The organism is Halobellus sp. MBLA0158 (assembly GCF_041477585.1).
GTDB classification, from domain to species: Archaea; Halobacteriota; Halobacteria; order Halobacteriales; family Haloferacaceae; genus Haloquadratum; species Haloquadratum rubicundus.
This window is the reverse complement of record NZ_JBGNYA010000001.1, coordinates 2,351,948-2,366,087: the sequence shown is the minus strand read 5'-3', so window position 1 is coordinate 2,366,087 and position 14,140 is coordinate 2,351,948. Positions and strand designations below refer to the sequence as shown.

Here is a 14,140-nt window from a genome sequence, read left to right as displayed (position 1 = left end):
CCGACCGACGCTCGGTCCCGACGTCGCCGTCGCCGACGGCGCTCGGCGGCCGCGTCGAACCGACCACGGAGACCACCTATGTCGATCACAGCTAAGGTACACATCGAACACGAACACCTCGCGCTCATCCCGACCCTCCAGCGGCTCGGCGACGTTGACATCCGCGTGATCACCCAGGGCACGACCGATCCGGGCTCGACGTACTTCCCGTTCCTCATCGAATACGACGACCCCGACGAACTCGAAGCGGCGCTCGACGACGACGTCACCGTCGAGGCCTTCGAGCTGATCGACCGCACCGACAACACCGCCATCTACTACATCGAGCACACGCCGCAGACCCGACTGATCAGCGGGATCGTGACCGACGAGAACGGCTTTCTCGTCCACACCGAGACCAAAGACGGCGGGTGGCTCGTCCACCTCCTCTTACCCGATCGCTCGGCGCTGAACTCCATCTGGGAGTACGCCATCGCCAACGACATCGCGCTCGACATCATCGAGATCTACAGCAACGAGGACGCCAGCGGCCAGTCCTCGTACGGCCTCACGGACGAACAGCGCGACGCGCTGCAGTTGGCCTTCTCGGAGGGCTACTTCTCCGAACCGCGCGACATCTCCCTCAGCGAGGTCGCAGACCGGATGGACCTCTCCTCGACGGCGATGAGCGGCCGCCTCCGCCGCGGAATGCGGAACCTCATCGCGGCGACGATCGCGGATCGGGACCACGAACAGACGGACTGACAGAATACGAGCATAATTATTTGAGCCGGCAATAGAACTATTGCAACGGATCGCGTAGCGGCCAGTATGACCGGCCGGCCGGGGATCGACTCCTGGAAAGCACACCAGACGGCGTTCGACCGGGTCCGGAGCGTCGCCCTCACGCTCTCGGAGCCCAGGTCCGCCGGGTGGATCGCCGAGAGGGCCCGCGTCGCGGACAACACCGCGCGAGATCACCTCCAGCGGCTCGTCGAGATGGACGTCCTCCGAACCACCGCGACCGACGGCGCGACGCGGTACGCCCCCGATCCCCTCTACACGCGGATGCGAGCGCTCCGGGACCTCCTCGACGGACGCGACCGCGACGACCTCCTGGCGCTCAAAGCGGACCTCCAGGCACAGATCGAGACCTGGCGGGACCGGTACGAGGTCGACTCGCCGACCGACCTCCGCGAGCGGGCCGCCGAGACCGACACCGCGAGCGAGACGCGCGATCTCCGTCAGACCGCGAACGACTGGGACATCGTCCGGTACCGCCTCCGCCTCGTCGAAGACGCGGTCGAACACTACGCCGAATACGCCGGTGGCGCCCCCACGCCCGCCTGAACTGCGATGTTCGCGTTCGACGGCGGCTACGACCCGGGAGCAGCGTCCCACACCGTCCTGCTCGAGCTCCGCCGGACGGTCGAAGGCCATCCCGCCGTCCGTCACGCACGCGGCGATCCGCCGGATCAGTTCACCCACGTCGAGGCCGCGATCGACCCGTCCGCGCTCGGGAGCGACGTCGACGAGGGGACGCTGGCGATTCGCTGGTACGCGGGCGAGACTGTCGACGCCCGCCCCGAGTTCGCCTTCCACTACAGCGACGCATCCGGTTTCGACTGCGGGTGGCACCACGAGCCGAACCCACACGTCGACGGCTGGGCCCACTACCAGGAGCGTTCGACTGACGAGGAAGCGTACGACTACGAGGCCATCTCGTTCGGCGGGCTCCATCCGGTCCCGCTCTGCTGGGAGATACTCGACCGCCTCGAAACGAGGCTCGGAGCGGCCTGACGTCGGAGTCCCGTTCTTACTCGTCCATCACGGCCACCGCGTCGCCGACGCGGAGCCGACGCCCGCGGTCCGCATCGAACGGGCGCGCGAGGATCATCGCCGTGTAGAAGTGATCGAACGCGTCCTCGTCGGCCCACGCCGGGAACGTCGCCTCGCGCTGTCGAATGAACCGCTCGCGGAAGCCGGATAGCTCATCGCCGGTGTCGGGGTCGCGCGCCGGCACGACACACCGTCCGCACGGATCGAGCCCCTCGAACCGGACCTCGCCGACGCGGAACCCCGGCGCGTCGGCGCTCACGAACCGGTCCTCCCAGAACGCGGGGACGTCTGCGACCTCGACGTTCGCGCGGAGCCGCCGGCGCACGCTCCCGACGCCCAGGTCGTCGAACCACGACGCGATCTCCGCCAGCGTGCCGCTACTCAGCACCGACAGCCCCATCTCGCGGCGGTCGACGTACCCGCGCTCGGCGTCGCGTTCGAGCGTGAGGTCGCGGTCGAAGAAGTCGCAGAACCACGCCTCGGCGCGCTCCCGTTCCCGCTCCTCGGAGAGCACGAACTCCTCGGTCTCGCCCGCGGGCGTCTCCACGGCGAACGCGCCCGAGTCGGGGTCGAAGTCCGTCGAGAGGTCGTGGACGCGGTCGGTGCGCTTGCCGTTGAGGACGTCGCCGTCGGCGTCGAAGAGCGCGAACTCGCGGTCGTGTTCAAGCGTGCCGCCGCCGAGCACGTCCGCGGCGTCGACCTCGATGCCGTCGAGACCCTTCACCGGATACACTCGGAGGCGGTCGAGTCGTGCCATCGCTACGGTGTCTGTCGGGACGCGTATTTACGGTGGCGCTTGCCCCTGCGTAGGGAGCGACGTTCGTCGATCCGCTCCGTGCCGTCGCCGGCGTCGTCCTACCGATCGACCTTCACCGGGCGGAGCGCGGTCGCGTCCCTGTCGTAGCCGAGCCAGACGCTGAGCACGACCGCAACCAACACAAGATACACCGGAAACAGGAGGGTGAGCGTGTACGCGAACAACAGCAGTGTCAGCGTACCGGTCCAGTACAGCAGCCCGATGAAGGCGAGGCCGACGATGGCGCCGGCGATGATCCCGAGCCGGAACGCGCGGGCGGCGTCCGGGCCGGGATCGGGGCGAGACGGATTCATAGGCCCGTTTTGAGGCGGAGAATCATAAGCGATGCGCGGGAAGGGTTGGTCTAGCACGGTGCTTCGGCCGGTGCGGGATAAAAGTACGTCACTATCAGGGTCATCTTTTATTGAGGTTTGTTGTGTTCTTTTAGAAGATGTCAGGGGACCACCCGAACCACCCGAGTATCGACCAATCCGACAGAGTGCTCCCGCGTAATCTCCGTCAGACCGGGGACCCGGGAATCCAGATGCTGGTCTCGACCCGCGTCCGCAAGTCGCCGTTCTTCGACAAGTCGTTCAACGAGGAGGGCGCCTGGCGCTGTACGGTGTACAACCGGACCTACCACCCGCGCGGCCTCGTCGAGCCCGAAGACGGCGGTGCGATGGCCGAGTACGAGGCGCTGACCGAGAAGGTGACGCTGTGGGACGTCGCCGTCGAGCGCCAGATCCGCGTGAAGGGTCCCGACGCGGAGGCGCTCACGAACTACGTCATCACCCGCGACGCCACCGAGATCGAGCCGATGCACGGCAAGTACGTCATCCTCTGTAACGAGGACGGCGGCATCCTCAACGACCCGATCCTCCTCCGCGTCGAGGAAGACGAGTTCTGGTTCTCCATCTCGGACTCGACGCTGATGCAGTGGCTCCAGGGCGTCAACGTCGGCAAGGACTTCGACGTCGAGATCGACGAGATCGACGTCGCCCCGATGCAGATCCAGGGCCCCCTCTCCGAGGACGTGATGGTCGAAGTCGTCGGCGAGGAGGTCAGCGAGATCCCGTACTACGGCCTGATGGAGGCCGAGATCAACGGCGCGCCCGTGCTCATCAGCCAGACCGGCTTCTCCGGCGAGAAGGGCTTCGAGATCTACGTGCGCGACGCGATGGAGAACGCCGAGCGCGTCTGGGACCCCGTCCTCGACACGGTCAAGGACCACGGCGGACGGCAGATCGCGCCGGGTCACCACCGCCGCATCGCCGCCGGCATCCTCTCGTGGGGCCAGGACATGGACCACGAGACCTCGCCGTTCCAGGTCAACCTCGGATACCAGGTCCCCGACGACAAGGACGCCGACTACATCGGCAAGGAGGAGCTCGAACGCCAGCAGGAGCTCATCGAAGACGGCGAGTACCCGTTCAACCTCAAGCTCGTGGGCCTCAAGATGGCCGGCGAGCCCATCCGCGACTACGCGCCGGACTTCTGGATCGTCTCCGACCCCGACACGGGCGAGGAGTGCGGATACATGACGTCGCCGTGGTGGAACCCCGACCTCGAGACGAACATCGGGCTCGGGTTCGTCCCCGCCGACAAGCTCCAGGCCGAGACCGACGCGCAGCTCAACGACGAGATCTACGAGGAGGACCTCGACATCGAGTTCCAGGTCCACCTCCCCGAGGAGTACGCCGAAGACGAGGGCGAGCCGGTGTACGCGACGGTCGCCGAAGTGCCGTTCAAGGAATCGGTCAACCCGAGCGCCCGCGAGCAGGCCAAGCTGAACGCGCGCCAGGACGCTCAGTCCGACTGAGCGCGCGACCCGCCCGTCCGATGCCGACCTGACGGCTGCCTGGCTGCCCGGACGGGACCCGCAGTCCTTCGAGTGCCGTTCTCTCCGCTTTCTTTCGCTTTTCACGCGCCCGCAGCGGCGACTATCGCCCCCACCGACGCCGACTCGATGAAAACTCCTACTGATACCGCGGCCAGTGCCAATGACGCGACGCGCCTCAGCCGTCGGCCGCGTTAGTCGCACTGCGTCGAGGACGGAGGCGAGCGTGTTCTACGGCGTCCCCGAGGTGCTATCCGGTGCTATCCGGTGAGCGTCACGGGCCGGTCCGCCGAGAGCATCACGTCCTGGGTGATGCTGCCCAGGAGCACCTTCTGGACGCCCGAGCGCTTGCGGCCGCCCATCACGATTCCCGTGGCGTCGCGCTCCTCCGCTTCGTCGATGATCGTCCGTGCGACGCCGCCGCCGACGGCGACCCGTTCGGTGTCGATCCCGGCGTCTTCGAGCGCGTCTGCGGTCTCCACCGCGGCGTCGACGTCTTCGAACTCGTGCGGCGGCGCGCCCTTGTAGTCCTGTTCGGGGAAGACGTACAGCACCGTTACCTCGACATCCTCCGGCGCGTCCGGGAAGCTCGTGACGTAGTCGACCTGGTGGCTTACGCGCTCGGCGCTGGCGTCGACCGGGAGCACCAACCGCCGCGACCCTCGCTCGATCGACATCTCCCGCCCGGTGATCGTCACCGGCCGCTCGGTCGAGACGAACACGTCGTGGACCGTGCTCCCGAGCAGCACCCGCGCAACCCCCGAGCGCTTGCGGCCCCCCAACACGAGTTCGTCGGCGTCGACGTCGTCGGCGACGTCGAGAATCTCCTCGGCGATCGTCTTTCCGCCCTCGACGCGTCGGTCTACTGATACGTCGTGTTCTTCGAGGTACTCCGCGGCCGTCACGGCCGCGCCGATCTCCGTGAAATCGACGCCGGCGTCCGTCTCCAGGGCGTCCGGCGGGACCACGTACAGGACCGTCACCGCGGCGTCCGACGCGCGCTCTGCGAGCGTCAGCGCGTATTCGGCCTGACTGCGCGCCCGCGCCTCGTTGCCGTCGATCGGGACAAGCACCTGATACATACTCGGGGGTGATATTGATAGCCTGACAAATAAATCGGTCGCCGGTCGCGCTCCGCGGTGATCAGTCGTCGGCGGCCCGGTGCGTGTCGACGGCCCGCGAGCGGCGAGCGCCTACTCGTAGAGGCCGTACTCGTCGGTCAGTTCGTCGACGCGGGCCGCGACGGCGGAGACGGTCTCCTCGTCGTGTGGGTCGTCGACGACGCGGGCGATCAGGTCGGCGACCTCCCGGCAGGTCGACTCGGTGAAGCCGCGGGTCGTGACCCCGGGCGTCCCGATCCGGACGCCGCTGGGGTTGAACGCCGACCGCGTCTCGCCGGGCACCGTGTTCGCGTTGAGGACGATCCCGGCCGACTCCAGCGCCGACTCGACGTCCTTTCCGGGCGTGTCCGGATGCGAGGGCCGGAGGTCGACGAGGAGGAGGTGATTGTCGGTGCCGCCCGAGACGAGGCTGAAGCCGTGGTCCTGCAACTGCTCGGCCAGCGCCTTCGCGTTCGCGACGGTCTGTTCGGCGTAGGCCTCGAACTCGGGGGAGAGCGCCTCGCCGAACCCGACGGCCTTGCCCGCGATGTTGTGCATCGCCGGGCCGCCCTGCGCGCCGGGGAACACCGCCGCGTCGATGTCATCGGCGTGTTCCTCGTCGCACATCACGATGCCGCCCCGTCCGGCGCGGATGGTCTTGTGGGTCGACCCCGTCACGAAGTCCGCCACGCCGACCGGCGACTCGTGGACGCCGGCGGCGACGAGCCCCGTGATGTGAGCGATGTCCGCGAGGTGGTAGGCGTCGACCGACTCCGCGATGTCTTGGACGCGCTCCCACTCGACCTCGCGGGGATACGCGGAGTACCCGGAGACGACGATGTCGGGCTCGAACTCTTCGGCCTTCTCGGCGAGCCCCTCGTAGTCGATGTAGCCCGTCTCCTCGTCGACCTCGTACTGCTCGACCTCGTAGGTCTTGCCCGCGAAGTTCGCGGGATGGCCGTGCGAGAGGTGGCCGCCGTGAGTCAGGTCCAGCGAGAGGATCTTATCGCCCGGCTCCAGCGTCGCCAGGTAGACCGACATATTCGCCTGCGAGCCCGAGTGCGGCTGGACGTTGACGTGCTCTGCGCCCCACAGCTCCTTCGCGCGCTCGATCGCCAGTTCCTCGACCTCGTCGGCGTGCTCACAGCCCGCGTAGTAGCGCTCGCCGGGATACCCCTCGGCGTAGTTGTTCGTCAGCTCGGAGCTTTGGGCCTCCATCACGGCCTCGCTCACGTGGTTCTCGCTCGCGATCATCGACAGCGTCTCGTTCTGCCGCCGGCGTTCGCCCTCCAGGGCGTCGGCCACGGCGGGGTCGACCTCCGCGACGGTCTCGTACGTCATATTCCCGTCTCGGGACCCGCTCGGGATAATCTTACTTCCGACAGAACCTGACGGTCCGCCGAGGGGCTGTGTTCGTCGCCGCGGCCCGCACAGATCCTATCCGCGTTCCGAGACGACGAGGGAGAGCCTGCGGACTCATAGTGACTACTCTCGTCTCTTACCGCCGAAGGCCATTACTGAGGGTGGCGTTCGACGGTAAACAGTGAGAGTGACACTATCAGTCGAGACGGCCGCGCCGCCACTGCTCTAAGTCGGGCGTCTGATTGAAGGTGTAGATGTGGACGCCGCGGATGTTGTAGGTCTCGTCGTCGACGTACGGCGCGAGCCCGTCGATGAGGGCGTCCGGTTTGTAGGTCCCGCGCGAGCCGACGAGCTGCTTGACGAAGCCCAGGATGCCCGTGGTCTTCCGGAGGAACTTCACGGAGTCGCCGACGCCGACCTTCTGGGAGATGCTCAGGAGCCGCTGGTACTTCATCACGCCGGGGATGCCGACCTCGATCGGGAGGTCGACGCCTCGGTCGCGGATCTCCTCGATCCACTCCAGGATCGTGTCGGGATCGTAGCACAGCTGCGTGACGATGTAGGTCGCGTACGGCGCCTTCTTCTCCATCGCCTCGGCGAGCTCCGCGTCGGAGATGAAGTCGTGGCCCTCGGGGTAGCCCGTGATTCCGATCTCCTCGAACTCGTGGTCGAGGTCGTCGAGCGCGACGAGCAGGTCGTAGGCGGACTCGAACTCCCCGACCGGCTCCTCCTTGTCGCCGCCGGGCACGAAGATGTCCGTGATCCCCGCGTCCCGGAGCCGGCCGCAGATCTCGTCGAGCTGTTCGGGCCCTTCGATGTACCGGGCCGCGATGTGCGGGACGACCTCGTAGCCGGCCGCTGCGGCCTCTTCCGATCGTTCGACGGTCCGCTCGATCCCGAGCTTCGGGGAGGTCGTGATCGCGACGCTGGCGCCGTCCGGCAGTTCTCCGATCTCGTCGTCGAAGCTGTCGAACGGCATCAGCTCGAACCGCGCCTCGGTCAGCAGGAACTCCGCACCGGTCTTCGTGCCGCGTTGGGCGCCCAATGCCATACCGTCAGAAGGAGGCGGATCCACTTTTGTTTATGGGCCGGCGTCCCGCTCGGGCGTCATCGGCGCAGGCCCCTGCCGTCAGGCGCCGTCGGGCGTACACTGGCGGATCCGCGCGGTCACCGTCTCGACGCTGACCTCGCGCGCGGCGGCCTGGGACGCCCGGCACAGCACCAGATCGAGGACGTTGAGCTGGCGGAGCAGCTGCCGGGTCCGATCGTGGCCCAGGCCGAGTTCGCGCTGGACGTCGTAGACCGTCCGCGCGTCGACGACGGCCGCCACGACGTCCGGCAGCGTCAGCGACTCGGGAAGCCCGATCCCGTCGGCGACCAGCTGCTCGTCGGGCAACGACTCCGGGGCGACCCGATCGGCGGGCTCCGATTCCGTGCGGTCCTCGGCCGGCGTCGCCGCGGCCTCCGCGTTTCGGCTCCCGTCGCCTCCGTCCCCGCGTCCGTCGGCGTCGCTCCCGTCCTCGTCGGGGGGCGTTTCGTCGCTGGGGGCGGTCTCGACGACGCTCTCGTCCGGTTCGTCGGTCCCGTCGTCGGCTGAACCGCTCCGGGCGTCGTCGCTGTCGTCCGGCGTCCGCCCGGCGCCGCCGAGTTCGTACGACGTCGGCGAGTGGACGTCGGCGTCGATCATGTACCGGCGCACCGTCTCCGCAGAGACGTCCATCTCGATCCGCTCGCTCATCTCCGCGAAGGTGTCACAGACCTCGTAGAGCCGCGCCAGGTACGCCACGTCCTCGTAAGGCGGCACCGACTCGTCGCGGGCGGCCGCGAGCCCGTCGGCCCCGTCCGCCTCGTCGTCGGCGTTCCCGCTCTCACTGTCGCCCGCATCGTCGGCGTCCGTGGGTTCCACGCCGCCGAACACGTCGGCCTCCGCCTCGGGCGCCTCGGGCGTTTCGGGCGACGGCGCCGATTCGCCGCTGTCGCGCGGGCGATCGCTCCCGCGGCGGAACGACCCGCCGGCACCGCTCGCGACGTCGCGGCCGCCGACGCGGTCCTCGACGACCGAGCCGTCGTCGGTGTCGGCCGACCGGATCACGATTTCGAGGGTCGCCGCCACCGACTCCGTCCCGAGCGTCGCCTCGACGGCGCGGACGGAGACGTCCGTTCCGTCGTCGGCGTCGACGCCCGCCGCGTCGATCCCGGGGAGTTCGAGCCCGAACACGACGCCCGAATCCGTGCCGTCATCGACCGGTTCGAGCGACACGCCGCCCCCGTCGGCGCCGTCGGCGAGGGCAGAAAGCGGGATCGCGACCTCGACCGTGGCGCACAGCGCGTCGTCCTCGTCGCCCGCGGCCGCCTCGGCCCGGCGGACGGTCCGCCCGCCAGCCCCGAGCTGTTCGATCACGGACGCGAGCGCGTCGAACGAGGAGTGCGGCTGAAACGCCATCTCTGTGATAGCAAACGACACATTGTGACCCGTTAACGGTGAGTGTGGAATGGTGAGGGTTTTCAAATACTCGGGGTTCTGACCCGACGTGTTTTCCCGAGTGGGGCGGCCCGCTCGGTCGGTCGGGACGCCCTCATAGTGATTACTCTCAGACGACGCTCGCGATGCTCGCCAGGCGCTCGCCAGTGACGACGACGCGCCCCCGGGCGACCGAGTAGACCACCCCGTCGCCGCTGGCGCGGATCGTCTCCAAGTGCTCGAACGACGAGGGGTCGTACACCGTCCCGATCTCCGCGCCCTCCGCGACCTCGTCGCCGACCGACAGGTCCGCGCGGAGCTCGAAGAGCCCCGACGCCTCCCCGAACACCCGGGGCAGGTCGTCGCGGAGGAGCCGCTGTGTGCCCGTCGGCTCCGCGGGCTCTGCCACCACGTCGCGTTCGCGGAGGACGTTCCACACGCCCGCGACGCCGGTCTCCACCGCCGGACGGCTGACCGTCCGACTGTTCGAGAGCTCGGCCGTGATCGCGGGGACGCCGGCGCGGGCGGCCGCCTGCCGGAACTTCCCCGCGAAGTCCTCGCCGCCAGCGGCTCCGTCCCCCCCGTCGCCGTCCCGCTCCTCGATCGGATCCTCGTCGGCCAACAGGAACTCGGTCCCGAACGCCTCCGCGAGCGACCGCGCCGCCGGATCCGACTCCCGAAACCGGACGTGTTCGAGCATCTCCGGCATCCCCGTGTGGAGGTCGACCGCGGCGTCCGCGGCCGAAACGAGCGGCCAGAGGTTCGCGACCAGCCGCTCCTGGAAGCTCCCGCCGGCGTCGCCCGGCCAGATGCGATTGAAGTTCGCGTTGAACGCGTCGATCGCCTCGGGCGTCAGATACGACCGGTGGTCGAACGCGATCGGGTTCGCCACCGGGACCGCGACGACCGTGCCCGCGATTTCGGCGTCGCAGAGGCGCTCGTGGAGGCGCCGCAGTACCGCGGGGCCGTTGAGTTCGATGCCGTGCTGGGCGGCCTGGACGTACACCGTCGGCCCCGGGCCCCCTTCGTAGTGGTGGACCGTCACCGAGAGGTCCCGACCGGAGGGAAAGCGCCCGAGGCGCCGATCGCTCGTCGAGTGACTCACCGGGGCGTACTCCATACTCGGAACCGGGCGTCGGCGGGACAAAAACCCCGGGTTTGGGAACCCTCCGCCCGAGGGCCGTACGTTTATCGGTCCGCTTTGCCACGAACCGGATATGGATCTGGAGACCACGACGTGGACCGACGCCGAGGCGGCGGAGACACACCTCGCTCTGCTCCCGGTCGGCAGCACCGAACAGCACGGCCCCCACGCCCCGCTCGGCACCGACACGCTCGACGCCGAGGCGGTCGCGGACGCGGCCGCCGAGCGGTACCGCGATCCGGTGATGGTCGCGCCCGCCGTTCCCGTCGGCGTCGCCGAGGAGCACCGCCACTTCGCGGGCACCCTCTGGACGAGCGAAGATACCTTCCGCGCGTACGTCCGCGACATCGTCGGGAGCCTCGCCAGTCACGGCTGGGACCGCGTCGTCGTCGTCAACGGCCACGGCGGGAACATCTCGGCGCTGAAAGAGGTGACCGCGCGGATCGTCCGCCGCGACGACGCCTACGCCGTCCCGTTCACGTGGTTCGACGAGGTGGGCGACCACAGCTCGGATATGGGCCACGCCGGGCCGCTGGAGACGTCCCTCCTCCGCCACACGAACCCCGAGACCGTCCACGAGGACCGCCTGGAGGAGGCCGCGGCGGGCGGCAGCGACCGCTGGGGCGACTGGCAGGGCCGCGTGAACCTCGCGGTCGACTCCGAGGAGTTCACCGACAACGGCGTCGTCGGGGACCCGCGCGAGTCCAGCGCCGACCTGGGCGCGGAGCTCCTCGACCGCTCGGCCGACGCGCTGTGTGACCTCTTGGACGCCGTCCGCGACCGCGACCCGAGCCCCCGCGTCGGCGACGCGTGAGGCCATTCGGCCCCGCCGGTGCTCGACGGTCGCGGGCGCGTCGTGACTGACGCGACCGATAGTATCAAAAATCTGTCTCAATGAGGTTCGCCGTCGAGCCGCGGTCGCGGTCCGACGCCGTCCGATCGGCCGTCTTGAATATGCGGTATTATCCACCCTCGGAGGGTGATGCCGTTGGTCGATTATCCGGGCCACCGTTGTCTTTATGCCCGTGAGAGCGACACCGACGGACGAGAACGAATGAGTGCAGAGCTTCCATCGCAGGCGGAGACCGTCGTCGTCGGCGCCGGGGCGGTCGGTTGCAGCGTCGCCTACCACCTCAGCGAGCTCGGCGCCGAGGACGTCGCCGTCATCGACCAGGGACCGCTCCCCGTCACCGGCGGGTCGTCGGTCCACGCGCCGGGGATCATGTTCCAGACCTCGCCCTCGAAGATCCAGACCAAGGCGGCCCACTACACCAGCCGCCTCCTCTCGGACGCCGGGGTCTACGACGAAGTCGGCGGCATCGAACTCGCCCGGAGCGAGGAACGGATGGACTTCCTCCGCCGCCGCGTCGAGTGGGCCGAGTCCTACGGGCTCCCGGACCCCCAGCTCCTCACGCCCGAGGAGGTCACAGAGCACCTCCCGCTCGTGGACGAAGACGAGATCCTCGGCGGCTACTACTCCCCCACGGACGGCCGCGTCGACGGCATCGCGGCGCTCCAGTGGTACATCGCCAACAGCCACGGCGCCGACTTCTACGGCAACACCGAGGTCACGGACCTCGACGTCGCCGGCGGGGAGATCACCGCCGTCCACACCGACCGCGGCACGATCGAGTGCGACCGCTGTGTGATCGCCACCAACAACTGGGGCTACCAGACCGGACAGCTCGCCGACCTGGACCTCCCGATCGCGCCCGTCGAGCACCAGTACGTCGTCACCGAGCCCCTCGACGAACTCGCGGACCACGACAGCAGCGTCGGCGAGAACACCGAGGGCCTGCCCGTGCCCGGCGACCGCGACATCCAGGAGTACATGAGCGAGGGGCCGCACCGCCCCGTCGGCCGCGACCAGGACAACTCCCTGTACTTCCGGACCCACGGCAACAGCCTGGGGATGGGCTCGTACAACCACGAGACGCTCTCGGTCGACCCCGACGCGATGGGGAAGAACTCCGAGGACGGCCAGGCGTCCGTCCACGGATTCACCCGCGAACACTGGGAAGAGCCCACCCATCCCGACAGGGAAAAGTCCGCGAAGCAGGCCTTCGACGAGCTCCTGCCCGTCACCCAGGACGTCGACTACGAGATGACCGAGAACGGCATCTTCGTCTTCACGCCCGACGGGATGCCCGCGGTCGGCCCGACGAAGGTCGAGGGCCTCTGGAGCGCGCTCGCCATCTGGTGGACCCACTCCGGCGGCTACGGCAAGATCGTCGCCGAGTGGATGGAGAACGGCGTCCCCCGCCTGCCGTCGGGCCCGGTCGACACCGGCGGCGTCCACGTCCGCCGCTTCGAGCCCCACGCGGGCGAGAAGGACTACTTCGTCGACAAGGGCGCGACGCGCTACCGCCAGGTCTACAGCATCGTCGAGCCGCGCTGGCAGCCCGAGAAGCACCGCGGCCTGCGCACGAGCCCCTTCTACCACCAGCAGAAGGAACTCGGCGCGGAGTTCTACCAGTCCGGCGGCTGGGAGTCCGCCCAGTGGTACGAGTCCAACGCGGACCTCGTCGAGAAATACGACGAGCAGATCCCCGCGCAGGACGGCTGGCAGGGCATCAATCGATCGAAGATCGAGGGCGCAGAGCACCTCCACACCCGCGATGCGGTCTCGATGTTCGATATGACCTCGTTCAGCTCGATTATGGTCGAGGGCGCCGACGCCGGCGACTTCCTCCAGCGGATGTGCAGCAACGACGTCGACATCGACGTCGGCGACGTCCGCTACTCCTTGCTCCTGAACGAGGGCGGCGGCATCCTCGCGGACGTAACGGTCGTCCGCCTCGGCGACGACGAGTATATGGTCACCACCGGCGGCGGCAACTCCCCCGGCATCCACGGCGGCTGGCTCGAAGACCACGCCCCCGAGACAGTCTCCGTGACGGTCGAGGAGGGCGCAAAGAGCACCATCGGGCTGTGGGGGCCGAAGTCGCGCCTCCTGCTCCAGCGCTGTACCGACGCCGACGTCTCCGACGACGGCTTCCCGTACTTCAGCGCGAAACAGATCTACGTGGGCGAGGTGCCCGTCATCGCGCTGCGAGTCTCCTACGTCGGCGAACTCGGGTGGGAGCTGTGGGCGCCGAGCGAATATGGAAATCGCCTCTGGGAGACGCTCTGGGAGGCCGGCCAGGACCTCGACGTCCGCCCGATGGGCGGCGGCGCGCTCTCGTCGATGCGCTTGGAGAAGGGCTACCGCCTGTGGGGCACAGACATCGACACCGACTCGAACCCCTACGAGGCCGGCCTCGGCTTCGCCGTCGACCTCGACACCGACTTCGTCGGGAAGGAGGCCCTCGAAGCGGCGAAGGCTGAGGGGATCGAAAACGAAATCACGCCGATCACGCTGGACGACTCCGACGACGTCCTGCTCTCGGGGCGTCCCGTCCTCGTCGACGGCGAACCCCAGGGCTACGTCCAGGCGGCCGATTACGGCTACAGCATCGGCGAGTCGATCGCCTACACCTACCTCCCGACGGAGTACACCGAGGCCGGCACCGACGTCCAGGTCCGGTGTGAGGGCGAACTGTACGAGGCGACCGTCCGAGACGAGCCCCTGTTCGACCCCGGCCGCGACAAGATCATCCGCTGAGACCTCCCCCTTTCAGAA

Annotated in this window: 13 protein-coding genes; 6 read left to right on the top strand and 7 right to left on the bottom strand. The window is 68.6% G+C overall.

The window, feature by feature from the left end; translation table 11 throughout:
* The first annotated feature begins 78 nt into the window (after positions 1-78).
* The 3 genes from OS889_RS12030 to OS889_RS12020 all read left to right on the top strand — a co-directional run bounded on the left by OS889_RS12030 (position 79) and on the right by OS889_RS12020 (position 1,779).
* On the top strand, positions 79-744 hold the full coding sequence (locus OS889_RS12030) for a helix-turn-helix domain-containing protein (RefSeq protein ID WP_372390097.1): 666 nt from the start codon (positions 79-81) through the stop codon (positions 742-744).
* A 66-nt stretch (positions 745-810) separates the two neighbouring features.
* Positions 811-1,329: a DUF7342 family protein gene (locus OS889_RS12025; RefSeq protein WP_372390096.1), complete on the top strand. Its 519-nt coding sequence runs from the start codon at positions 811-813 to the stop codon at positions 1,327-1,329.
* 6 nt (positions 1,330-1,335) lie between these two features.
* Complete coding sequence (locus tag OS889_RS12020) at positions 1,336-1,779, top strand: hypothetical protein (protein ID WP_372390095.1); 444 nt, start codon at positions 1,336-1,338, stop codon at positions 1,777-1,779.
* Between the two features lie 16 nt (positions 1,780-1,795).
* On the opposite strand, the gene OS889_RS12015 is transcribed toward OS889_RS12020, so the two are convergent.
* Complete coding sequence (locus OS889_RS12015) at positions 1,796-2,575, bottom strand: MOSC domain-containing protein (RefSeq protein ID WP_372390094.1); 780 nt, start codon at positions 2,573-2,575, stop codon at positions 1,796-1,798.
* Positions 2,576-2,673: 98 nt separating this feature from the next.
* Positions 2,674-2,928, bottom strand: coding sequence for a hypothetical protein (locus OS889_RS12010; RefSeq protein ID WP_372390093.1), 255 nt, complete (start codon positions 2,926-2,928; stop codon positions 2,674-2,676).
* A gap of 137 nt (positions 2,929-3,065) precedes the next feature.
* Here OS889_RS12010 and OS889_RS12005 point away from each other — a divergent pair, with 137 nt between their 5' ends.
* Complete coding sequence (locus OS889_RS12005) at positions 3,066-4,433, top strand: aminomethyltransferase family protein (protein ID WP_372390092.1); 1,368 nt, start codon at positions 3,066-3,068, stop codon at positions 4,431-4,433.
* A 278-nt stretch (positions 4,434-4,711) separates the two neighbouring features.
* On the opposite strand, the gene OS889_RS12000 is transcribed toward OS889_RS12005, so the two are convergent.
* The 5 genes from OS889_RS12000 to OS889_RS11980 all read right to left on the bottom strand — a co-directional run bounded on the left by OS889_RS12000 (position 4,712) and on the right by OS889_RS11980 (position 10,494).
* A complete protein-coding gene (locus OS889_RS12000; protein WP_372390091.1) occupies positions 4,712-5,533 on the bottom strand; it encodes a universal stress protein in 822 nt (273 codons plus the stop codon).
* A gap of 111 nt (positions 5,534-5,644) precedes the next feature.
* The gene (gene glyA, locus OS889_RS11995) at positions 5,645-6,892 is read right to left on the bottom strand and encodes a serine hydroxymethyltransferase (RefSeq protein WP_372390090.1); all 1,248 of its coding nucleotides are present in this window, start codon (positions 6,890-6,892) and stop codon (positions 5,645-5,647) included.
* A 217-nt stretch (positions 6,893-7,109) separates the two neighbouring features.
* On the bottom strand, positions 7,110-7,964 hold the full coding sequence (locus tag OS889_RS11990) for a methylenetetrahydrofolate reductase (protein WP_372390089.1): 855 nt from the start codon (positions 7,962-7,964) through the stop codon (positions 7,110-7,112).
* Positions 7,965-8,042: 78 nt separating this feature from the next.
* Positions 8,043-9,356: a DUF8073 domain-containing protein gene (locus OS889_RS11985; RefSeq protein ID WP_372390087.1), complete on the bottom strand. Its 1,314-nt coding sequence runs from the start codon at positions 9,354-9,356 to the stop codon at positions 8,043-8,045.
* A gap of 148 nt (positions 9,357-9,504) precedes the next feature.
* Positions 9,505-10,494 (bottom strand): succinylglutamate desuccinylase/aspartoacylase family protein, encoded by a 990-nt coding sequence (locus OS889_RS11980; protein ID WP_372390086.1) that lies wholly within the window; start codon positions 10,492-10,494, stop codon positions 9,505-9,507.
* Positions 10,495-10,591: 97 nt separating this feature from the next.
* On the opposite strand from OS889_RS11980, the gene OS889_RS11975 reads away from it, so the two are divergent.
* Both OS889_RS11975 and OS889_RS11970 read left to right on the top strand, forming a co-directional pair.
* Positions 10,592-11,332: a creatininase family protein gene (locus OS889_RS11975; RefSeq protein ID WP_372390085.1), complete on the top strand. Its 741-nt coding sequence runs from the start codon at positions 10,592-10,594 to the stop codon at positions 11,330-11,332.
* A gap of 240 nt (positions 11,333-11,572) precedes the next feature.
* Positions 11,573-14,122, top strand: coding sequence for a GcvT family protein (locus OS889_RS11970; protein WP_372390084.1), 2,550 nt, complete (start codon positions 11,573-11,575; stop codon positions 14,120-14,122).
* Positions 14,123-14,140: the final 18 nt, after the last annotated feature.

Coding starts and splice junctions, on each gene's coding strand:
- OS889_RS12030 (WP_372390097.1), top strand. CDS start 79: ATGTCGATCACAGCTAAGGTACACATCGAACACGAACACCTCGCGCTC.
- OS889_RS12025 (WP_372390096.1), top strand. CDS start 811: ATGACCGGCCGGCCGGGGATCGACTCCTGGAAAGCACACCAGACGGCG.
- OS889_RS12020 (WP_372390095.1), top strand. CDS start 1,336: ATGTTCGCGTTCGACGGCGGCTACGACCCGGGAGCAGCGTCCCACACC.
- OS889_RS12015 (WP_372390094.1), bottom strand. CDS start 2,575: ATGGCACGACTCGACCGCCTCCGAGTGTATCCGGTGAAGGGTCTCGAC.
- OS889_RS12010 (WP_372390093.1), bottom strand. CDS start 2,928: ATGAATCCGTCTCGCCCCGATCCCGGCCCGGACGCCGCCCGCGCGTTC.
- OS889_RS12005 (WP_372390092.1), top strand. CDS start 3,066: ATGTCAGGGGACCACCCGAACCACCCGAGTATCGACCAATCCGACAGA.
- OS889_RS12000 (WP_372390091.1), bottom strand. CDS start 5,533: ATGTATCAGGTGCTTGTCCCGATCGACGGCAACGAGGCGCGGGCGCGC.
- glyA (WP_372390090.1), bottom strand. CDS start 6,892: ATGACGTACGAGACCGTCGCGGAGGTCGACCCCGCCGTGGCCGACGCC.
- OS889_RS11990 (WP_372390089.1), bottom strand. CDS start 7,964: ATGGCATTGGGCGCCCAACGCGGCACGAAGACCGGTGCGGAGTTCCTG.
- OS889_RS11985 (WP_372390087.1), bottom strand. CDS start 9,356: ATGGCGTTTCAGCCGCACTCCTCGTTCGACGCGCTCGCGTCCGTGATC.
- OS889_RS11980 (WP_372390086.1), bottom strand. CDS start 10,494: ATGGAGTACGCCCCGGTGAGTCACTCGACGAGCGATCGGCGCCTCGGG.
- OS889_RS11975 (WP_372390085.1), top strand. CDS start 10,592: ATGGATCTGGAGACCACGACGTGGACCGACGCCGAGGCGGCGGAGACA.
- OS889_RS11970 (WP_372390084.1), top strand. CDS start 11,573: ATGAGTGCAGAGCTTCCATCGCAGGCGGAGACCGTCGTCGTCGGCGCC.